This window comes from Actinoplanes couchii (assembly GCF_016862075.1).
Lineage (GTDB): Bacteria > Actinomycetota > Actinomycetes > Mycobacteriales > Micromonosporaceae > Actinoplanes > Actinoplanes couchii.
The window spans coordinates 41,844-62,755 of the sequence record NZ_BOMG01000070.1 but is presented as its reverse complement, the minus strand read 5'-3'; the positions used below and the strand labels follow the sequence as shown (position 1 = coordinate 62,755).

General features: G+C 69.9%; 16 protein-coding genes and 1 pseudogene. 6 read left to right on the top strand and 11 right to left on the bottom strand.

Annotated features, from left to right (window positions below; translation table 11 throughout):
• Positions 1-7: 7 nt before the first annotated feature.
• Positions 8-1,264 carry a nucleotide sugar dehydrogenase gene (locus Aco03nite_RS28140; RefSeq protein WP_203799782.1) on the bottom strand — a complete coding sequence of 419 codons (1,257 nt, stop codon included), beginning with the start codon at positions 1,262-1,264 and terminating at the stop codon, positions 8-10.
• Between the two features lie 53 nt (positions 1,265-1,317).
• Positions 1,318-3,252 (bottom strand): nucleoside-diphosphate sugar epimerase/dehydratase, encoded by a 1,935-nt coding sequence (locus tag Aco03nite_RS28135; RefSeq protein WP_203799779.1) that lies wholly within the window; start codon positions 3,250-3,252, stop codon positions 1,318-1,320.
• 381 nt (positions 3,253-3,633) lie between these two features.
• Here Aco03nite_RS28135 and Aco03nite_RS28130 point away from each other — a divergent pair, with 381 nt between their 5' ends.
• Positions 3,634-4,797 carry a glycosyltransferase gene (locus Aco03nite_RS28130; RefSeq protein ID WP_203799776.1) on the top strand — a complete coding sequence of 388 codons (1,164 nt, stop codon included), beginning with the start codon at positions 3,634-3,636 and terminating at the stop codon, positions 4,795-4,797.
• Here the strand turns inward: Aco03nite_RS28130 and Aco03nite_RS28125 are convergent.
• Both Aco03nite_RS28125 and Aco03nite_RS28120 read right to left on the bottom strand, forming a co-directional pair.
• Positions 4,697-5,293 carry a VanZ family protein gene (locus tag Aco03nite_RS28125; RefSeq protein ID WP_203799774.1) on the bottom strand — a complete coding sequence of 199 codons (597 nt, stop codon included), beginning with the start codon at positions 5,291-5,293 and terminating at the stop codon, positions 4,697-4,699. The genes Aco03nite_RS28130 and Aco03nite_RS28125 overlap by 101 nt on opposite strands.
• A 39-nt stretch (positions 5,294-5,332) precedes the next feature.
• On the bottom strand, positions 5,333-5,938 hold the full coding sequence (locus Aco03nite_RS28120) for a response regulator transcription factor (RefSeq protein WP_203799772.1): 606 nt from the start codon (positions 5,936-5,938) through the stop codon (positions 5,333-5,335).
• Between the two features lie 1,033 nt (positions 5,939-6,971).
• Between Aco03nite_RS28120 and Aco03nite_RS28115 the strand changes: the two genes are divergently transcribed.
• The 3 genes and pseudogenes from Aco03nite_RS28115 to Aco03nite_RS28105 all read left to right on the top strand — a co-directional run.
• On the top strand, positions 6,972-8,600 hold the full coding sequence (locus Aco03nite_RS28115; protein WP_203799769.1) for a hypothetical protein: 1,629 nt from the start codon (positions 6,972-6,974) through the stop codon (positions 8,598-8,600).
• A gap of 225 nt (positions 8,601-8,825) precedes the next feature.
• On the top strand, positions 8,826-10,010 hold the full coding sequence (locus Aco03nite_RS28110) for an AAA family ATPase (protein WP_239145489.1): 1,185 nt from the start codon (positions 8,826-8,828) through the stop codon (positions 10,008-10,010).
• Positions 10,011-10,363: 353 nt separating this feature from the next.
• Positions 10,364-11,557, top strand: a pseudogene (locus Aco03nite_RS28105) (vWA domain-containing protein); the annotation flags it as partial.
• A 310-nt stretch (positions 11,558-11,867) separates the two neighbouring features.
• On the opposite strand, the gene Aco03nite_RS28100 reads toward Aco03nite_RS28105, so the two are convergent.
• From Aco03nite_RS28100 to Aco03nite_RS28090, 3 genes are all read right to left on the bottom strand, one after another.
• Entirely contained in the window at positions 11,868-12,560 is a 693-nt protein-coding gene (locus Aco03nite_RS28100) for a phosphotransferase (protein ID WP_203799819.1), read from the bottom strand.
• A 196-nt stretch (positions 12,561-12,756) separates the two neighbouring features.
• Positions 12,757-14,325 carry a DHA2 family efflux MFS transporter permease subunit gene (locus tag Aco03nite_RS28095; protein ID WP_203799765.1) on the bottom strand — a complete coding sequence of 523 codons (1,569 nt, stop codon included), beginning with the start codon at positions 14,323-14,325 and terminating at the stop codon, positions 12,757-12,759.
• A 64-nt stretch (positions 14,326-14,389) separates the two neighbouring features.
• A complete protein-coding gene (locus Aco03nite_RS28090; protein WP_203799762.1) occupies positions 14,390-14,989 on the bottom strand; it encodes a CPBP family intramembrane glutamic endopeptidase in 600 nt (199 codons plus the stop codon).
• A 232-nt stretch (positions 14,990-15,221) separates the two neighbouring features.
• On the opposite strand from Aco03nite_RS28090, the gene Aco03nite_RS28085 reads away from it, so the two are divergent.
• Complete coding sequence (locus Aco03nite_RS28085; RefSeq protein ID WP_203799759.1) at positions 15,222-17,081, top strand: elongation factor G; 1,860 nt, start codon at positions 15,222-15,224, stop codon at positions 17,079-17,081.
• On the opposite strand, the gene Aco03nite_RS54195 is transcribed toward Aco03nite_RS28085, so the two are convergent.
• Complete coding sequence (locus Aco03nite_RS54195; protein ID WP_275415913.1) at positions 17,020-18,462, bottom strand: nucleotidyl transferase AbiEii/AbiGii toxin family protein; 1,443 nt, start codon at positions 18,460-18,462, stop codon at positions 17,020-17,022. The two genes, Aco03nite_RS28085 and Aco03nite_RS54195, sit on opposite strands and share 62 nt — an antisense overlap.
• Positions 18,459-19,070 (bottom strand): GNAT family N-acetyltransferase, encoded by a 612-nt coding sequence (locus tag Aco03nite_RS28075; protein ID WP_203799757.1) that lies wholly within the window; start codon positions 19,068-19,070, stop codon positions 18,459-18,461. The genes Aco03nite_RS54195 and Aco03nite_RS28075 overlap by 4 nt, the downstream gene beginning before the upstream one ends.
• 81 nt (positions 19,071-19,151) lie before the next feature.
• On the opposite strand from Aco03nite_RS28075, the gene Aco03nite_RS28070 reads away from it, so the two are divergent.
• Entirely contained in the window at positions 19,152-19,727 is a 576-nt protein-coding gene (locus Aco03nite_RS28070) for an NUDIX hydrolase (protein ID WP_203799755.1), read from the top strand.
• Here Aco03nite_RS28070 and Aco03nite_RS28065 read toward each other — a convergent pair.
• Together Aco03nite_RS28065 and Aco03nite_RS28060 are read right to left on the bottom strand one after the other, a co-directional pair.
• Complete coding sequence (locus Aco03nite_RS28065; protein WP_203799753.1) at positions 19,696-20,283, bottom strand: dihydrofolate reductase family protein; 588 nt, start codon at positions 20,281-20,283, stop codon at positions 19,696-19,698. The two genes, Aco03nite_RS28070 and Aco03nite_RS28065, sit on opposite strands and share 32 nt — an antisense overlap.
• A 109-nt stretch (positions 20,284-20,392) precedes the next feature.
• Positions 20,393-20,878, bottom strand: a complete 486-nt coding sequence (locus Aco03nite_RS28060) for a GNAT family N-acetyltransferase (RefSeq protein ID WP_203799751.1) — start codon at positions 20,876-20,878, stop codon at positions 20,393-20,395.
• Between the last annotated feature and the right edge of the window lie 34 nt (positions 20,879-20,912).

Here is a 20,912-nt window from a genome sequence, read left to right as displayed (position 1 = left end):
CCCCCGTTTACAGTGACTCGACGTTCGCGCCGGTCAGGCGGCGCCGGGTGTCCAGCACGTACGGCGCGTGCTGGAGGACCAGATCCAGGTCGAACTCGTCGTGGTCGGCGAGCAGCACCACGGCGTCGGCCGCGGCGGCCTGGTCGGCGGTGAGCGGGACCATCTCGACCCGGCTGTCCACGTGGGCGTCCTCGACCACGTGCGGGTCGGCGGCCCGGACCGTCGCCCCCATCTCCAGGAGCAGGGAGGCGACCCGGCGAGCAGGCGATTCCCGGGCGTCGCCGGTGTTCTTCTTGTACGCCAGACCGAGCAGCAGGATCGTCGACCCGTTGACGGCCTTGCGGCGTTTGTTGAGGGCGGTCACGAGGCGGCGTACGACATAGTCGGGCATGTGGTTGTTGATGTCGTTGGCCAGCTCGACGAAGCGGAAGCTCTGCCCGAGGGTCCGCTGCACCCGCCACGACAGGTAGGACGGGTCGATCGGCAGGCAGTGGCCGCCGACGCCGGGGCCGGGCACGAACCGCATGTAGCCGAACGGTTTGGACGACGCCGCGTCGATGGCCTCCCACACGTCGATGCCGAGATCGTGTGCGTACACCGCGAGTTCGTTGACCAGGGCGATGTTGACGTGCCGGAAGGTGTTCTCCAGCAGTTTGGCCAGCTCGGCGACCTTGGTGTCGGCGACCGGGACGGTCCGGTCGACGACTGACGCGTAGAACGCCTGCACCATGGCCAGCGACGCCGGGTTGATGCCGGACACCACCTTGGGCGTGGTGACCAGGTTGAACTCGCGGTTGCCCGGGTCGATGCGCTCGGGGCTGTACCCGAGGTGGAAGTCGACGCCGGCGATCAGCCCGGAGCCCTCCTCCAGCAGCGGCCCGACCAGCTCGGTGGTGGTGCCCGGGTAGGTGGTCGACTCCAGCGCGACGGTGGCGCCCGGCCGCAGGTAGCGGGCCAGCAGCCGGGCCGATTCCTCGATGTAGCTGAGGTCGGGGGTGCCCTCGCGCAGCGGCGTCGGGACGGCGATCACCGCGACGTCGAAACCGGCGCAGGAGCGCGGGTCGGACGACGGCTGGAAGGAGCCGCCGGCGAGGACCGAGCGCAGTTCCTCGGCGGAGATGTCGTCGACGTACGACTCCCCGGCGGCGAGCCGCTTGATCCGTTCGTCGTCGACGTCGAAGCCGACGACGGTGTGCCCGACCTCGGCGGCGCGGACCGCGAGCGGCAGCCCCACGTAGCCCTGACCGGCGATGACGACCCGCATGGGAACTCTCTCCTCTTTCTTCGTTCTCGGGAACCGGGTCTTGCGCTTGCTCTTCACGAATTCCTTACCGGTTCGGTGGCCCGTCGTTTCTGCCCGGCGATGACCGGATGCGGCAGTGCCGGGCTCTCCGACAGCCAGTGCAGGACGGCGATCAGTTCCTCGCGCTGCGCGGAGGCGTTCAGCAGGGACAGCACCGCGCCGTCCAGCGGCGGCACCGGGGCCTGCGAGATCAGCGGGTGGTTCGGCCGGTGGTCCGGCTCGTTCGGCCCGAGCAGCACCTCGGCGAGCTTCTCGGCCGGGCGCAGTCCGGTGTAGACGATCTGGATGTGCTGGTCGGCGGCGTCGGCGATGCGCTTGGCCACGTCGGCGATCCGGACCGGCTCACCCATGTCCAGGACCAGCACCTCGCCCTTGCTCTCCAGCGCGCCGGCCTGCACCACGAGCCGCACCGCCTCCTGCACGGTCATGAAGTAGCGGGTCACGTCCGGGTGGGTGACGGTGATCGGGCCACCCGCCTCGACCTGGGCGGTGAAGGCGGTCAGCACCGAGCCACGGGAGCCGAGCACGTTGCCGAAACGCACGCTGCAGTACGTGCCGGTCGCGGTCGCGTCGGCGGCCGCGGTCAGACGCTCGGTGATCCGCTTGGAGTAGCCGAGGACGCTGCACGGGTCGGCGGCCTTGTCGGTGGAGATGTTCACCAGGCGGTCGACGTTGTGCTTCATCGCGGTCTGCAGGATCTGGTACGTGCCGATGATGTTGGTCTTCAGCGCCTCGGACGGGTGCATCTCCAGCAGCGGCAGGTGCTTGAGGGCGGCCGCGTGGAAGACCACGTGCGGTTTGTGCTCGGCGAAGACCTCGTCCAGACGCTGCAGGTCACGGATGTCGGCGACGACCAGGTTGCGGTCGTCCAACTGCCCACGACCATCAAGACTCAGCTGTACGGCGTGCAGCCCCGACTCGTCCCGGTCCAGCATCACCAGCTTGGCCGGGTTGAACCGGGCCACCTGACGGCACAGCTCCGAGCCGATCGAGCCGCCCGCCCCGGTGACCAGCACCCGGCGTCCTTCGAGATATCCGGCGACCGCCTCCAGGTCGATGCCCACCTCACGGCGGCCGAGCAGGTCGGCGTGGCTGACCGGGCGGATGTCCTCGACTCGGACGGTGCGGCCGAACAGCTCGACCACCGGCGGCACGACCTTCAGGTCCACGTTGAGCGGCTGGGCCAACTCGGTCAACGCCCGGATCAGGTCGGCGCTGGCGCTGGGGATGGCCAGCACCACGGCGTCGGCCCGGAACCGGCGGACCACGTCGGCCATGTCGTCGCGGGTGCCGGCGACCGGCACGCCCATCACCCGGAAGGTGCGTTTGGCCGGGTCGTCGTCGAGCAGGGCGACCGGGACGTACGGACTCTGCGGGCTGCGCAGCATGGCCCGGATGACCTGGGTGGCGCCCTCCCCGGCGCCCATCACCACGACCCGGGTGCCGTGCTCCGGCGACGGCCGCAGCCGGTTGTCGCGCAGCAGCCGCACGGTGTAGCGGACCCCGGCGGTGAACACCAGCGCGATCAGCCCGGCGGCGATGATGGCCGACCGCGGCACCAGCCGGCCCAGCAGGGTGTCCAGCAGGAACAGCGCGGGCGTGACCACCGCGGCGGTCTTCACCAGGGCGGCGATCTCCTCGAAGCAGCCGTACGCCCACCGGCCGGTGTAGAGACCGAACTGCAGACCGGCCATGGCCTGCACCAGGGCCGCGACCGCGGAGAGCACGATCAGGCCGGTGAAGTCGACCTCACCGAGGTGGCCGTCGTGCCGCAGCAGCGTCGCGATCAGCAGTGCGGCGGCCAGGGCCACCGCGTCGGTGACCGCGCGCGCCGCGCGGCCGGGGAGCGCCCGGCGGTGCCACGCGACCGGGTGTGGGCCCGGGCCGCGCCACTCACCGGGAGTCGCGTCGGCGCTGGAATCGCCGGACGCTCGTCGCCGTACCTGCATGGAATCCCCCTCGTACGATGCCGGCGCGACCGGCCGCGGATCCTGAAAGGCTCGAATCAAGAAAGTGAAAGCACGCAAATGCATTTCCGGACGATGAATGCATTCGGCTTTGGAGAATTCAGACTCGCAGCACTGGAGGGCGGGTTCACAGTAGCAATTGTCATACGCTACGTGAATGATTCTCACATTCACTGATCGGCACTTTTGGCGGACCCTTTCGGAGCCCTTCACCTGGCCATTCGGCGGAGGATGTCACATCGGCGGCGAGAAGTATTCACTTTAGGCATGACATCTGCGACTTCCGCTCCGGCCACATTTCCGGCAGCGTCTTGGAGTGCGGGCGAAGCAAGCGTTCTGTCGAGAATGCGACCGGGGGAAAGAATGAGGGTGCTGCACGTCATCGGCACGCTGGAGCCGCAGGCCGGACACCAATTGCGATCACTGGTGCGCCGACTGCCGTACGACAACGAGGTCGTCTCGCTGTCGCCCGGCGGCACACCACCGGACCGGGTGCCGGTGCACCGCATCATCGGGGTGCGCGACCACGACACCGCGACGGTCCGGCACCTGCGGCACCTGATGCGCACCGGCCGCTACGACCTGGTGCACACCCACCTCTACCAGGCCAACGTGCAGGGCCGGGTGGCCGCCCGGCTGGCCGGGATACCGCACGTGGTCGCCACCGAACACCACCTGGGCGCCGTCACCCGGCCGCTCTACCTGGCCACCGAACGCCTCGGCCAGATCACCGTGGCCGGGTCCGCCGCCATCGCCGACCGGCTGCGCGCCTGGGGCGTGCCACAGCGGCGGATCACCACCATCCCGAAGGCGATCGACGTCGCCGAGTTCCGCTTCGACCCGGCGCTGCGAGCGGCCACCCGCGCCCGGCTCGGCGTCGGACCGGGCGTGCCGCTGATCGGCGGGGTCGGCCGGTTCGACCCGGACAAGCGGTTCGACCTGCTGATCCGCGCCATCGCCGAGGTGCCCGGCGCGGTCCTGGTGCTCGTCGGCGACGGACCGGCCCGCGCCGACCTGGAACGCCTCGCCGTCATCGAAGGCGTCGCCGACCGGGTGCTGTTCCCCGGCGCGGTCGCCCACCCGCACGACATGTACTGCGCCATGGACGTCTTCGCCTCACCGAGCCAGACGTCGTTCGGGCTGGCCGCCCTGGAAGCGGTCGCGGCCGGACTGCCCGCCGTCTACGCCTCGTGCGTCCCGCTGGCCGAGCGGGCCGCCGCCCGCACCCCGGTCCCCGGCACCCACCGGCTGTCCCAGGACCGCGAATCACTGCCCCGCACCCTGCGCGCCGAACTGCTCTGCCTCGCCGAACGTGACGGTGCCCGGCTGCCGGCCCGGTCGGCGGGCGCCCGGTACGGCACCGACCATCTGGCCGCCTCGGTCGGCCGGGTCTACGAACAGATCTCGGCCCGGCCCGGGCGGCGGCTCATCGCACCGCTGCTGGCATATCGCGGCCGGTTCGGCCGTGCCCGGTTCGGGCGGAAGAACAGCTTTCCAGTACCCGGCTCCAGCGTGCGGAACGCATGAGCCGCCGCAGCACCAGGAAACCGAGCCAGGTGCCGAGAGTGTTCGACATCAGGTCGTTCACGTCCGCCCAGCGGTTGCCGTCCAGCGTGAGCAGCAGGAGCAGCTGGGTCGACTCGATGGCCAGACTGATCAAGAACCCGGTCCACACCACCTGACGCCTGTTCTGTACGCCGAACACCAGGTACAGCACCGTGGCCAGCGGCAGCGTCATGATCGTGTTGAGCACGAAGTCCAGCGGCCGCATTTCCAGCACCGGGACGAAGATGAACCGGTACAGATCCGGGCCGCCGGCCTGCGGCCCCCAGGCCAGATGCATCGGCAGCATCGTCGCGCCGAGGACGGCCACCGAGTACCACCCGGCGAACCAGCCGGCCAGCAGCCGGGGCGCGCTCAACAGACCCCGCCGGTGCAGCAGACCGGCGCAGACCGCCATCAACGTCAGGCCCAGAGGCAGCAGGACGGGCAGCGCGGGAACATCGATCTGGTGGCTCGGCATCCGTTCCCAAACTACCCGTCTCCCGCCGCCGCCGACGGCTCAACGCAGCCAACCCTGCTTTCGGGCGATACGAATGGCGTCCAGACGATTCCGGGCACCCGTCTTCGAGATGATCGCGGACAGATAGTTCCGCACCGTTCCCCCCGACAGATAGAGCCGGCCGGCGATCTCCTTCACCGACTCGCCCTCCGCGGCCAGGCCCAGCACCTCCAGCTCGCGGGTGCTCAACCCCCGATCGGTGTTCAGCGACGCCGCCTGCAGCATCGGCGACACCACCCGCTCGCCCCGGGCCAGCCGGCGCACCGCATCCGCCAGCGACGGCGCCGAAGTGTCCTTGACCAGGAAGTTCAACCCGCCGTTCCACCGCCGGGGTGGGAGCATGCCCCGCTTCGACGGATCACACAGCAGCAGCATCGAACACGACGGGATCGCCGAGTGCAGCGCGTCGGCGATCGGCAGCACCTGACTCACCATGTACTGGGTGTCGATGACCACCACTGCGGGCCACAACTGTGCCGCACGCTGCGCCAGGTCGTTGCCGATCGGCAGGGTGTCGACGTAGTGCATGTCCGGTTCGGCCTCGAGGAACGCTCGCACCGGGACACCGAAGTACCCCTCGTCTCTCACCACGACGACCCGGATCATCACACCACCCTCGTTGATGGACGCCGGCGCGGGCCGGGTCGCCGACAGGTCACATACCTTTTTATCGCCCCGCGTCCATTCGAATGTCCAGGGGTCCGGAGATCTTTCAATGATCCGGGAAATTGGTGGTCCGCCCAGGTGGAATCCAGTTCGTGCCAATAGAGATCTTCACCGTCCACATACTTAACGTAACTGGCCGGAACACTCTGCGCACCTAGCCATAGCCGATCGAACGAGTCAGGTATGCCGGATCAACGAATCGGGGGGACGAAATGACCAGGACATCGATCATTTACCGGATGGAAATCCGGTAGATGTCCCGCTTTTTCTGGACTTAACGTACAGCGGAGTGATCAATTTTCGCCATTCCGATCACCTGATAGTGACAACGATTCCCCTTCGCAACCATTCCGTTATCCAGATAGACCAAGATCAACCCAACCCCCCAAGTCCGAAAGTGATTACGCAATACCCCACCCGAGTGATCTCCCCCAGCCCCCACCCACTCCTTCCCGGCCCCGCCCTCCACGCCCTCGCCCTCCGCACCCTTCTTCCGCGCCCCGCCATCCACTTCCCCTCCTTCGCGCCCACCCGTCCCTGCCTTCCTTCACGCCTTTGCCGTTCGCCTCGCACTCACCCCGTCCGCTTCTTCCTAGCTCCGTCCCCTCAACGCCTCCTCGCATTCGCCCCTTCCACGCCCCTCCCTCGCTTTCGCCCCTTCCGCGGCCTTTCTCCGCCCCCTCGCCTTCGCGTCGCACTCACCCGTCCTCCTCGCCTTCGCGTCGCACTCACCCGTCCTCCTCTTCCCAGCCCGTCCCCTCCGCGCCTTCGCACCGCAAGGCCAAGCACACCCTTCGCACCGTCAGGTGAGATGCGACTTCGCGCTGCGAGGCCGGGCTCGGAGGGGAGCGTTGGCTGGCGTGGGGGTCGCTCGGACCGGGGGTGGTCGGTGGGGGCGGGAGGATGTACGCTCCCCGGCAATGGATACCTTCGTGAACGGAACGGGGGTCTCGTCCGCGCAAGTTGAGTGCTGATGCGCTCATCCGAAGCGGACGGGCTGGCCCGTCTCCACAGCTGGCGGCACGTGCGGCAGTTTGCCGTGCCGACCTCGATGATTCTTGCTGCCACCACCCGCCGGATCGCCGGTGACTGGGCCGGGGCGTGCGCTGCCGCGCATGTCGACGTGGATTTTGATCTGCGTACCGTGGCCGTCGACCGGGGCCGGGAGTTCGCGGCACGCCTTCAAGCCGATCTTCGGGATCTCGCACCCGATCTGTTGCGCTGGCATCTGCCCCGAACCATCGCCGACGGCCTGCTCCGTCCCGGCCTGACCATGTCCCTGATCCGGTACCGGCTTCCCGGCGGCGATCTCCACCTGGTCGCCCGGACCGCCCCGACCTGGGCGGACTTCGGTCAGCGGATCAGCCTGGCTCTCTGGGATCCCGGCGCCGGCGACCCCGGCCCGCACCCGTGGCCACGCCCCGACCACCGTTTCCGCCTCGACCTGCACCCACACCTGTGGTCCGCCACCCACGCCCCGGACCTGCGGGAACGTTCCGGCGCCACCCCGAGCGACCCGGCCGGGCCCGGGAACCGGCCCGCGGGACCGGGCGAGGACGCCTTCGCCGACGGCTCGGCAAACCGCGATCCCGCCGACGGCCCGGCGAACCGCGACCACCCGGAAGAAACGGCAGGCCGTCAACCCGCGGAAGATTCGACAGGCCACGCCCATGCCGAAGGAACCGCAGACCGCAACCCCGCGGCAGGAGCGGCGGAAACGGCAGACCGCGACCACCCGGAAAAAACGGCAGGCCGCGACCATGCGGCCCACCGACATGCCGTGGAAGCAGGGCCCCACGACGCCGGGGTGGAGATTCCGGCGGGGCGTGGTTACGCGGTTCACCGGTGGGTGGCCGAGGCGGGGATCCTGCGCGCGGCCGACGGGCTTCGCGGGCCGGTCGCGGTCCGGCTGGGTGGTGGGCGTCGGCTGACGGTCAGCGACGACGGTCACGGTTCGCGGTTCGAGCACCACCGCTGCGGTACGGGTGGGCCGGTCCTGCCCTACGCCGCCACCTGGCTACCGCCCGATCTGGAGCTGCTGCACGCCGGGATGATCAGCCCGGAGCAGCTGCATCCGCTCGTGGCTGCCGCTCTTGTGCCCGGGTTCACCGCCGGCGCCGTGCCGCCGGTTGCGGTGGCCACCGGGGTGCGGCTCGTCGAGTGCCGGGGTGTGACACATCGGCTGGGGATCGTCGACGGGCGGCTCGTTCCGCTCGATCACCATCCCGACGAGCTGCGGCGGGAGGAACTTCTCGTCACGTTCGGCGGGCCGCCGCTGCCGTGTCTGCGGGTCATCGCCGAGGACAGTCGCAGTCCACACTGGCTGGACGAGGTACGCACCCGGCTGGACCACGGTGACCGGGACGGTGCCGCCGCCCTGGTCGCCGAGTGGCTCGGGCCGGACGCCGAGATCGAGGGCACGCTCCGGGAAGCCTTCGACGACGCCGATGACGGGTCGGCGGAGCACGGAACCTACCGGGCCGGGCGACTGGCCGGGCAGACACCACCCCGGCTCGGCGCCCCACTCGGCGTCCACCAGCACAAACTCGGCCGCCGCGGCCGGCACCGCCGACTACCGAAGCGTGCCACCAGCCGCCACTGAAACGACCCGAGCGAGCCACCGGCCGCCACTGAAACGACCCGAGCGAGCCACCGGCCGCCATAAAGACCCGAGCACGCCACCGAAGACCGAGCGCGCCAACAACAAGAAGCCTGCCCGGACAAGGCCGGAAGCGCGCCACTGAACCCCACCCACTTGCCGCACGACGACGGCGCCCTACTCCGGGCGTACCCGAAAAGCGGTCTGAAAAATCCCAAGGTGATCTCTTTGACCAGTTTCAACACCCTGCCGGTCGCCGCCGAACTGCTGGCCCTTCTCGCCACGACCGGCACCGAACCGCGACCCGACAGCCAGCTCGAAGCGCTCACCCTGGCTGTCGCCGCCGACCTGCCGGTGCTGCTCTGGGGTGAGCCCGGCATCGGCAAGACCGCTACCCTGAACCAGCTCGCCGACGGGCTCGGACTACCGCTGACCACGGTGATCGCCAGCGTGCACGAGCCGTCCGACTTCTCCGGCCTGCCGGTGATCGGCGACGATCCGGCGGTGCAGGGGGTGCCGATGGCGCCGCCGGACTGGGCGGTTCGGCTGGTCCGCGCCGGGCACGGCCTGCTGTTCCTGGACGAGTTGTCGACCGCCCCGCCCGCGGTGCAGGCCGCCCTGCTCCGGGTGGTGCTGGAACGGCGGGTCGGCGCCCTGACCCTGCCGCCCGGTGTGCGCATCGTGGCCGCCGCGAACCCGCGTTCGTCCGCGGCCGACGGCTGGGAGTTGAGTGCGCCGCTGGCGAACCGGTTCGTGCACATCCAGTGGACGTTCCAGCACGAGGTGGTGGTCCGCGGGCTGGGCGGAACCTGGCCGCGCGCCCTGCTGCCCCGCCTCGACGACGAGCGGCTGCCCGAGGCGGTGGCGCTGGCCCGGCGGGCGGTGTGCGGTTTCCTCGACGCCCGGCCGACGCTGGTGCACCGCCTGCCGGACAGCGAGTCCCGTCGCGGCGGTCCGTGGCCGTCGCCGCGCAGCTGGGACATGGCGTTGCGGCTGATCGCGTTCGCCACCGCGGCCGGTGTGTCCCGCGAGGTGCTGTCGATGCTGGTCCGCGGCACCGTAGGCGACGGCCCGGGCCTGGAACTGCTGGCTTTCCTCGACCGTCTCGACCTGCCCGACCCGGAGTCGCTGCTGGCCGACCCGTCGTCGGCTGTCCTGCCGGAACGCGGCGACCTGCGCCAGGCCACCCTCGACGGGGTGGTCGAGGCGGTCCGCAAACGGCCGGAACGGTCCCGCTGGGACGCGGCGTGGGCGGTGCTGGTCCGGGCCCTGGAGACCGGCGCACCGGACCTGGTGGTGGTGCCGGCGTCCACGTTGGCCGCACTGCGCCGCGACGACTGGGCAGTTCCGGACACCATCGAACGCCTGGCCCCGGCCGCCATCCTCCGCCGCCGCGTGGGTGCAAACCGATGAAAACCAAACCTTTGCTGCGTACGCCATCAGCATCGCCCTCGCCCCACCCGCCTCATGCGAGATCCGCCCCGGACCGGCCATCCGAGCCGGAGGGCAGACCCGAGCCGGAGGGCGAGGCCACCACGCCGCAGGGCAGAGGCCTCACGCCCAAAGGCAGGATCGCCGCGCCGCAGGGCAGAGGCCTCACGCCGAAAGGCAGGATCGCCGCGCCGCAGGGCAGAGGCCCCGCGCCGAAAGGCAGGGTCGCCGCTCCGCAAGGCAGAGGCGCCGCTCCGCAGGGCAAGGCCGCGTCCGAGCGGAAGGCCCCACCATCAACGCCGGAAGGGTCGCGGCGGGCCTCGTTCACCGCCGAGGAGTCCGAGAAGCTCTATGCGGCCCGCTTGTTCGCCGCCGAAGCCCGCCCCTATCTGGCGACCGCCCTGTTCGCACTGAAGCCGATCCTGTCCTGGCGGGTGCCGACGATGGCGGTCGACAGGTACTGGCGGTGCTACGTCTCCCCCGGTTTCGTGACCGCGACACCGCTGGAGGAACTCGCCGGGATCTGGGTGCACGAGGTCTCCCACCTGCTGCGCGACCACCACGGCCGGGGTGACCGGCTGGCCGCCGGGAAGGACCTGACCGGCCCCGGTGACCGCCTGCGGATGAACATCGCCGGAGACTTCGAGATCAACGACGACGTGTACGGCGACGGACTGCCCCGCCCGTCCGGGGCGATCGTCCCGAGCCTCCTCGGCCTGCCGGACGGCAAACTGATGGAGGAGTACCTGCCGATGATCGCGATGGGCCCGTACCTGGACCGTCTGGTCTGGCTGGACTGCGGCGGCGGCGCGGACGGCGCGGACCGCCCGTGGGAACTCGGCCCGGACGGCGCACACGCCATGGACGCCGAGGCCCAGGCGCTGGTCCGGCATCGGGTGGCGCGCGGCATCATCGGCCGGGGTGACAGCCCGGCCGGCTGGAAACGCTGGGCCGAGCGGGTGATCCACCCACCACAGCCGTGGCGGCAGTTGCTGGGCAGCGCGATCCGGTCCGCGGTCTCGGCCTCCGGCGCCGGCGAGGACTACTTCTGGAACCGCCCGTCCCGCCGAGCGTCGAGCCTGCCCGGCGTGATCCTGCCGAGCCTGCGCCGCCGCCCGCCCCGGGTGGCCGTGGTGATCGACACGTCGGGTTCGGTGAGCGACTCCGAGTTGGGCAGTGCCCTGCTGGAGGTGGCCGCGATAGCCCGGGCGGTAGGCGGCCGCAGCGACCTGCTCCGGGTGATCTCCTGCGACGCGGCCACCCACGTCTCCGGCCCGATCTGCCAGGCCGAGAACATCACGCTGCTGGGCGGCGGCGGAACCGATCTTCGGGCCGGTTTCGCCACCGCCCTGACCACCCGCCCCGACGTGGTGGTGGCCCTGACCGACGGCCAGACCCCATGGCCGGACCACCGTCCCCCGTGCCGAACAGTGGTAGGCCTGTTCAGCCGGCCCCCGGCCGAGGACGACGAGGACAACTACGTCCCGATCCTGACACCGTCCTGGACCCGAACCGTCCACATCGGCTGAGAAGCCGCCCGGATCCTGTCGTCAGGCAGCTCACCCGCGGCCACCCCGGCCCGCGGGAAACGGGGGGCGGCCTGGCGACACCACAACAACACAGCACCAACGGAAACCGCTGCCGCCGCCCGCAGCGAAGGCAGCAGACGGCAATCGGGACGGGCACTCCGACCCGACAAGCCGACAGCCGCGGCGAAGAGGGCCGAGGCGGCGAAGAAGGCGGCGGCCCGGGAGAAGCACCCCGCGCAGGCGACCCGGGAAAGGCCGCCCGGATCAGCAGGGCGGCGGCCGAAAGGGCGGCCGCGGAAAACGGCCCGGATCAGCCGGCCGACGGCGGTGGCGACGATGGTGGAAGAGGGGCGGGTAGGGCGGCCCGGATCAGTGGGGTGACGGTTGCGGCGAGGGTTTCGGATTCGGCCGGAGTCAGGGCCGGGTCGGCTCGGCGGATCTCGATCGCCTCGGCGAGTGCCTCCGGCATCGCGGTGCCGGTCAGTGCCAGGAACGACGTGAGGAACGCGGCGGCGCCGGCCGCGTGGGGATGGTCGGGGGCGGCGGCGACCTGCGCCAGGATGACGGCGGTCAGGCAGACGTCGACGGCGGGTGGGCCCTCGGCGGCGTTGTGCCAGTCGATGACGACCGGGCCCCGGGTGGTGAGCATGACGTTGTCCGGATGCAGGTCCCGGTGCAGGATCCGGTCGCCGTCCTGCCGGGCGAGCCGGGCCGGCAGTCCGTGCAGGCGGCGCTGCAGATCGGCCAGGATCCCGGCGCCCTCGGCCATGGTGAGCCGCCCGTCCCCGAGCGCCCCGAGCATGGTCGGCCCGTCGAGGCGTTCCAGAATCATGTCGGCGCCACTGACCTCGAACACCCGCGGAACCGGAAACCCGAGCCCGCCGAGGTACGCCATCATCTCCGCCTCGGCCCCCGCACCGGCCCCGTTCCGGTACCGCCGCAGCACCCGCCCCGAATCCAGGGCGAAGACGTCGGCCTCCCGCCCGGAACCGACCAGCTCCATCCGAGTCACCGGCTCATTCTGACCCGACCCCACCGCAGCCGCCGCCCCGCGACAACACCGGGCCACCCGAACGCACCGGGGACGCCGGAAACCCGCAGGCCGCCCGAAAGCCCGCCGACCGCCGAGTCACCAGCCGCGACAAAAGGGACAACCGGGCGGCACCAGGTAAGCCAGGAAGCCGAACAAAACGGATAAGTCAGTGCAGGATGACCGGCGCGGCGGTCTTGTCGTCGTCGAGCAGGTGGGACTCCTCGCGCTTGCGGGGCAGGAACAGGGCGGGAATCAACGTCAGCGCGGTCAGCACGAAACCGACCATGAACGTGGTCGCGAACGAATCCGCCGCGAACGCCAGCCCCCGCTCCAGGATGCTCGGGTCGGGCACACTCGCCGCCACGGCCGGGTCCATCTGGGCGCCGATGGCCAGGCCCGCCTCGGTGACCGGTGCTCCGGTCGGGCCGGTCAGCCCCGGGACCGGTGTGGAGTCGTTCAGCTCGGCGGTCAGGATCACCGACATCACCGCGCCACCGACCGACCCGGCGATCTGCTGCAGGATGTTCAGCAGGGTGGAGCCGCGCGCGACCTCGTGACTGGTGAGGGTCCGCAGCGCCGACGTCATGATCGGCATCATCGTGCCGCCCATGCCGAGGCCCATCACGAAGAGCGAACCGCACAGCAGCACGTACGACGTGTCCGGCCCGACCTGGGTGAACGCGAAGAACCCGGCGGTGATCAGCAGCAACGCGAACGGCACGGTCCGCCCGATCGGCACCTTGTCGGCGAGCATGCCCGCGATCGGCATGGTCAGCATGGCGCCGATGCCCTGCGGGGCCATCAGCAGACCGGCGTGCAGTGTGGTCTCGCCGTGGATCTGCAGGAAGTAGCTGGGGAAGAGCAGCCCGGCGCCCATGAACGCGACGGTGAACACCGACAGCGTGACCGACGCGACGGTCAGGTTCCGGTTGCGCAGCAGGCGCAGGTCGAGCAGCGGATGTTTCGGTTTGAACGAGTAGAGGACGAACCCGATCACCAGGAGCGCGCCGACCAGCATCGGGATCCCCACCTTGGGGGCGGTGACGCTCTGCTCCTCGGGCAGGGTGGAGACGCCGTAGAGGAAGAGGGCGAGACCGGGCGACAGCATCAGCATGCCGATGAAGTCGAACGACTCGGACGGCTCGGGGTTGTCCTTCGGCAGCACGATCTGCGCGTAGATCAGCGCGGCGATGCCGATCGGGATGTTGATCAGGAAGATCCAGTGCCACGAGTACGAGTCGATCAGCCAGCCGCCGAGGATCGGGCCGCTGATCGGGCCGAGCAACATCGGGATGCCGAGGACGGCCATCAGCCGGCCGATCCGGTCCGGCCCGGCCGCCTTGGTCATGATCGTCATGCCGAGCGGCATCAGCATGCCGCCGCCGAGGCCCTGCAACACCCGGTAGGCCACCAGCTGGCTGATGCTGTCGGCGGTGGCACACAGCGCCGAACCGGCGGCGAAAAGCAGCAGTGCGGCCATGTAGAGCCGTTTGGTGCCGAACCGGTCGGCGGCCCAGCCGGTCAGCGGGATGACGGTGGCGAGGGCCAGCGTGTAGCCGGTCATCGTCCACGCGACCTCGGCGAGGCTGGCCTGGAACGTGTCGGCGAACGTCGGCAGGGCGACACTCACCACGGTCACGTCGAGGATCGACATGATGGCGCCGAGGACGACGACCCCAGCGATCTTGAGGACGGCGCCGTCCAGTTTCGCCGGCGCCGAGGTCTGACTGCTCACAACATCTCCACAGGTGAGGCGGCTGTTGGGAGCCTAGCGACGGGGTCGGACACCTTTCTCAGGATTAAGCGTTGCCACCGGAATCGGGTTGCATCGAACGCCGCACCCATACCGAAGCGAGTATCCCCAGGCCATTGGCGGTCCAATGGAGCACGAAGGGGGCCAGAAGTCCGCCGCCCGCGTGCCGGAGAGAGCTGAGAACGACACCCGCGAGGGTGGTGAAGGCCACTTCCCGGGTGTCCGGAAGATGCCAGAGCCCGAAGAGCAGAGCAGTGATCACGTACGCCCACACCGGCCCGTGGCCGACATACAGCAGGCCCCACAGCACGCCCCGGAACGCCACCTCCTCGAAGATCACCGTGGACAGCGGCACCCCGATCAGCGCCCGGCGCAGCGGGTGGTCGAAGGACGGGACGGCCAGGGCCCGGCGCGCGGCGGGGATCACCAGCGCGACCCCGTACCCGGCGGCGACCAGCAGGGCCGCTACCCCGGCGTACCAGAAACCGGAAAGGGTGAGGCCCGCCGCCGCGGGAGTGAGGCCGGAGACCGCGACCAGCAGGAACGCCGCGAGGGGCCCGATCACGGGTTGCGCCCGCGCGGGCCCGAGGCGGTTCGCGGCACGAACCGCCACCATGATCAGCAGCACCAGAGCGAGCGTCACCATCGACCACTTTAATCGCTCGACGGCGCGCCGGGATCTCCGTAACGTCGATGCCATCAACCGCGACCGGAAGGAGACCCGGCCATGCAGTACCGCACCGCCGTCGTCATCCCCGCGTCGCGTTTCGAGCTGATCCTGGTGAGCGGTGTGGCCGGCTCCGGCTGCGCCACCGGGGCTGGTCTCTGCCTGTAACAGGCGCGGTCCACCACCAGTTCACGCTCGAAAGATCCCTGTCATGACCATTCGTAACATCGGCATCCTCGCGCACGTCGACGCCGGCAAGACCACCCTGACCGAGCGCATCCTGTTCACCACCGGCACGACCCACCGATCCGGGCGGGTCGACGACGGCAACACCGTGACCGATTTCGATCCGCAGGAGCGGGATCGGGGCATCACCATCTTCGCCGCGGCGGTGAGCTGCGACTGGGCCGGCCATCGGCTCAACCTGATCGACACACCCGGCCACGTGGACTTCTCCGACGAGGTGGAACGTTCGCTGCGGGTGCTCGACGGGGCGGTCGCGGTCTTCGACGGTGTCGCCGGGGTGGAGCCGCAGAGCGAGACCGTCTGGCGGACCGCTGACCGCTACGGCGTGCCCCGCATCGCGTTCGTCAACAAGCTGGACCGGGCCGGGGCCGACTTCGACGCGGCGGTCGCCTCGATCCGGGAGCGCCTGGAAGTGACAGCGCTGGTGGTGCAGCTGCCGACCGAAGAGGGCGTGATCGACCTGGTGAACCAACCGCCCCCGCATGCCCGATCTGCACGAAAAGCCCTAGAAGAAGCGGTAGCCGAACTCCACGAGGAAGCCCTGAACGAACTGTCTGAAATGTCGGACACAACTCTCAAAAAGGCCATCCACGACCTCACCCTGGAAAACAAGGCAGTACCCGTCTTCTGCGGATCGGCCTTCCAGAACATCGGCGTCGAGGAATTGCTCGACGGCATTGTCGACTACCTGCCCGAACCCACCGGAGACCAGACCAAGCCACCACTCGCGCTGATCTTCAAGAAGCGCGAGAGGCTCACCTACCTGCGCGTCTACGACGGAACGATCACCAAGGGAGACATCCTGTGGAACGCCACGGACAACCGCACCGAACGAATCTCCAGAATTCTCCGCGTCCAGGCGGACCGGCAGACCGACGTGGATCAGGCGAGGGCGGGGGAAATCGTCGCCGTCACCGGGATCAAGGCGGCCCGGACCGGGGCCACCCTCTCCACTAGGGAGGCGCCGGTCGAGCTGGAGGCCCCACGGACGACCGAATCGCTGGTGTCCGTGGCGGTCGAGGCCCGCACCCGCTCCGACGCCCAGCGCCTGCCGTCCGCCCTGGCCACCCTGACCGAGGAGGACCCGTCGCTGCACGTCCGCACCGACCGGGAGACCGGCCAGATCCTGCTGTCCGGCGTCGGTGAACTGCACCTGGAGGTGGCCGTGGAGAAACTGCGCCAGACCACCGGACTGGAACTGATCACCGGCCGCCCCCGGGTCGCCTACCGCGAGGCGGTCACCGGGGGTGTCACCGGAGTCGTCTACCGGCACGTCAAACAGGACGGTGGCGCCGGCCAGTTCGCGCACGTCGTCCTGGACGTGACACCGGCCGACGGCACCGGTTTCACCTTCACCTCCACGGTGACCGGCGGCCGGGTTCCGGCCGACCTGATCCGCGCGGTCGAGGCCGGCTGCCGGGAAGCCCTCACCGACGGTGAGCATCCGGTGGTCGGGCTGCGGGTCACCCTCACCGACGGTCAGACACACGTCAAGGACTCGTCGGAGATGGCGTTCCGCGCGGCCGGCCGGTTCGGGCTCCGCGCGGCGCTGCGTGCCTGCACGCTGACGCTGCTGGAACCGGTTGCCGAGGTCACCGTGAGCGCGCCGGGCGAGGCGATCGGCGCGGTCCTCGGCGACCTCGCGGCCCGCCGGGCCCAGGTGACCGATTCGACGGTACGCACGGTGACCGCGACCGTGCCGCTGGCCGAACTGTTCGGTTACGCGACCCGGTTGCGCAGCCGCACGCACGGCCGGGGCACGTTCACGAGCCGTCCGGCGGGTTACCGCCCGACGGCGGAGAAGGCGGCGGAGCAGGCCGCGTAACAGGAACGGAGAGTGCCAGGGACAGCCGGCGCAACCATTGCCGGGCTGCCCCCGGCACCCCCGGGAAGTCGCCGAGGAAGTTGCCCCAGTCCACATCCGACCAGGTCAGCACGGTCGCCGCGGTGAACCCGGCGGCCTCCGCGCCCATGTCCGGCTCGGACAGCTCCCGCACCAGATCCAGATCAGCGGTGAACCGCTCGGCGAGCAGCACCGCGTCGTACAGATCCTTGCCCTGCGGGTACCTGTCGGTGAACAGCCACACCAGTTTCCAGACCAGCGACAGCTCCGGGGTCGCCGCCAGCACCGGCACGTCCACCCCGCGCAGCCCCACCGGCTCCGGATCGATCGGCAGACCCTCGCCGAACACCACGTCGACCTGCAGGCTGAAGTCGTCCGGGTAGGTGATCACCAACCGGCGGCCGTCGGCTCGCTCGTACGTCCAGATCGCCGACTCGGAGACATCCGCGGCCGGCCGGCCGGACGCCTCGATGATCGCGTCGAGCAGTTCCCGGGCCTGGACACTGTCGCTGGTGATGTCCACCGGAGTGACCACGAAGTCGAGATCACCCGGCGGCCGCGCCTGATCGCCGAGCCACGCCCGCATCACCGCGCTGCCCCGCACCACCAGATGCCCCGCGAACCGGCTCCGCCCGATCGCGGTCAGCAACTCGTTCATCGCCCGGTCCCGCGCCGCCCGCCAGTCCCGGCCGGTCGACGGGTCGGGGAACACCGGCTCGCCCGGCCGGTACGCGTTGGAGTGCTGCTTGAGCGCCGGATCGAAGACGTACCGCTGGGTCGCCTTCTGTTTGCGCACCGGCTGGAACGTCGGTGGCATGCCACTCGCGCGCCGCCTGTTGATCACCGACTCCCGGCCGAACCGCTCCGTCGGGGTCAGCCAGCCCACGTCCGACGCCGGATCGGTGTCCCGCCGCACACACCACCGATCCACCGGGCCGACCCGCAGACCGGCCGCCCGCAGGTCCGCCACCAGCCGGTCCAGCCGCTCCCCCGCCTCCGCAACGGTGGTCCTCCGCAGGCCCTGGATGATCAGCCGCCGCGGATCACGGAACAGCCCGGCCCCGTGCGACTCGGCGATCTCGTCCAGCCGCACCATGTCGGCCACCTGATCCGGTTCGGACAGCAGCTCCACCTGATGCAGGAAGTCCCGGCCACCGGTCAGATCGTCGTCGAGGCTCTGCACCCGCTGCACCCGGACACCCCACTCGCCCAACTCCCCGCGCACCACGATGGTCCGGCGCGGCCCCCACTGATAGTGGTCCGCCTCCACGGAACGAACGAACCCACCGTGACTCTCCGCCATGGTGGCCAGATGCCGGATGTCGTAGCCGGCGACGGTCAGATGATGCTGGATTATGGTCACGCCTCCTGGTCGTCCTGATAGATGAAACTGCGATGAGTGGGCCGGTAGCCGAGCGCGTCGTTGACCCGCCGCATCACCACATTGCTGTCCGCGGTGTCCGCCACCAGCGCTTTCACCTGCGGAAACCGCTCCTTGACGAGACCGATCTGGGCGACCTTCAACCACTTCGCCAGGCCACGCCCCCGATGCGCCGGCAGCACCCCGGTCCCGTAGTGCAACCCCTCGTCGCCGGACAGCACCACCTCGGTGAACCCGGCCATCTCCCCGTCGGCGCCGATCGCCGCCGTGGTCAACAGCGTGTCACCACGATCGGCCACCACCGCCGCCACCCGGTGCAGCCGCGCCACGTCCCACGGCTCCGGACGGTAGTCGATGTCATCCATCGGCATGTCGTCCATCGCCGGCCGGGCACGCGCGAACGTCTCCGCCAGATCGTCCGCCACGGTGCCCTCCCAGTGCACCAGCCGATAGCCCGGCACCGCCTCCGGCTTCAGATCAAAATCCGACACCGCCAGCTTGGTGTACGTCAGGGCGAGCACCCGTCGCATCCCCGCGGCCCGGCAGCGCTCGTCAGCCGCGGAGCCCTCCTCGACCGGTTCGCTCAACACAGTCAGCCGTCCCCCTCGACACGTGTGATCACGGCACGCATTGTCACCCGTACGGCACAGTGGGGTGAAATCATTTTTGCCATGCGTTCAACGGTGGCGACAGTGCACGAACTGGTGACCGGCCTGGTCCCCGGCGACAATCTGGAGGCCGAACACCGGGCCCACACGCTGGGCTGGCTCCGGCGTACCGACGACGTCTTCCGGCGGGTGAAGCCCGCACAGCCCGCACAGCACCTGGTGTCGTATGTAGTCCCGATCGACCCCGCCGACGGCTCGGTGCTGCTCGTCGAACACGTCAACGCCGGACTGTGGCTGCCACCCGGCGGCCACGTCGAAGTCGACGAACACCCACACCGGACCGCCGCCCGCGAGATCGAGGAGGAACTCGGCGTCACCACCGCGCCCACCAGCGAACCGGTCTTCCTCACCGTCACCGAGACCGTCGGCGTCGACTCCGGCCACACCGACGTCAGCCTCTGGTACACCGTCGACGTCCCCCGCGACCGCGAACTGACACCGGACGCCGGCGAATTCCACGGCATCCGGTGGTGGAGCCGCGCCGAGATCCTGGCCGCCGACCCGAAACTCTTCGACCCGCACCTGACCCGGTTCCTGGAGAAACTGCCTACCGCAGCACCCGATAGGTCAGGTGGGTGACACCCCGCCCCTCGATCACCTCCGGATCACCGAGCCGGATCGGCATCACCACCGGCATCCGGAACAACCGGGTTCCGGTCCCCAACAGCACCGGCACCAGCGACACCGCGATCTCGTCGAGCAGACCCGCGTCCAGATACTGCTGAGTGAGCGTGGGAGTGGACACCGACACCGTTCGCTCCCCCGCCACCTTCTGCGCGGCCTCCAGCGCCCCGATCGGATCCGGGAAGAACGAAGTCTCCGAATCGTCCCGCGGCCACCCACCCGGCACCGAGTGACTCACCACAAAAACCGGACACCCTGCCGGATGCCTTCCACCCCATCCGTCGGTACGGTCGAACAACCGCCGCCCACAGATCAGCGCACCGGAACTCCCGAACCCCGACCGCAGGTACCGTTCGCTCGCCCCGGTCACCCGGAACACCCGGCGCGGATCGGCGCTCGGTAACTCGACATCACCGTTCATGTACCACCCGAACAGCTCACCAACACCGTCATGCTCGTCCGCGACGAACCCGTCCAGTGACATGGACAGGGCAGCGACGACCTTGCCCATGGCAGGCCTCCTCAAGCGCATCCCTACCCGCAGGTTTCCCCTCACCGGCAGTTCACGCAACCCACCCATGTCGGTTTTGGCCCAGCGGAGTCCCCGGTGCGCAGGCCTTCTAGCGGTGGACTCGCTTGACGTACCGGCGCACCACGACCGTCATCGTGGAGTCACCGGCCGTTTCCGCCGGGTAGTCGACCGGCCCCGCGTCGGCCCAGCCCTGCCGCTCGTAGAAGCGCCGGGCCCGCGCGTTCCCCACCGCCACCACCAGGAACGCCTCGACGTGACCGGCCGTCGCGACCTGCCGTTCCGCCTCGTCGAGCAGCAGCGTGGCCACCCCGCCGCCCCGATGTCCGCCGTCGACGAACACCTGCTCCACCTCGTCCGCGGTGACCGTGACGAATCCGGCCACCTGACCGTCCTTGACAGCCACCGTGGTCCGTTCCAGCCGCGCGACGACCCGAGCCGGAAACGCGTCGGGGGTCCGCACCGCGGTCAACTCGTCCGGCACATGCCCCGCATGCCCGTCATGCCACCCGGAATGCCAGACAGCCGCGATCGCTCCGACATCATCGGAGGTCGCGGCCCTGATCGTGTACGCCATGCCGGCGACGCTACACAGCGGATGACACTCCCGG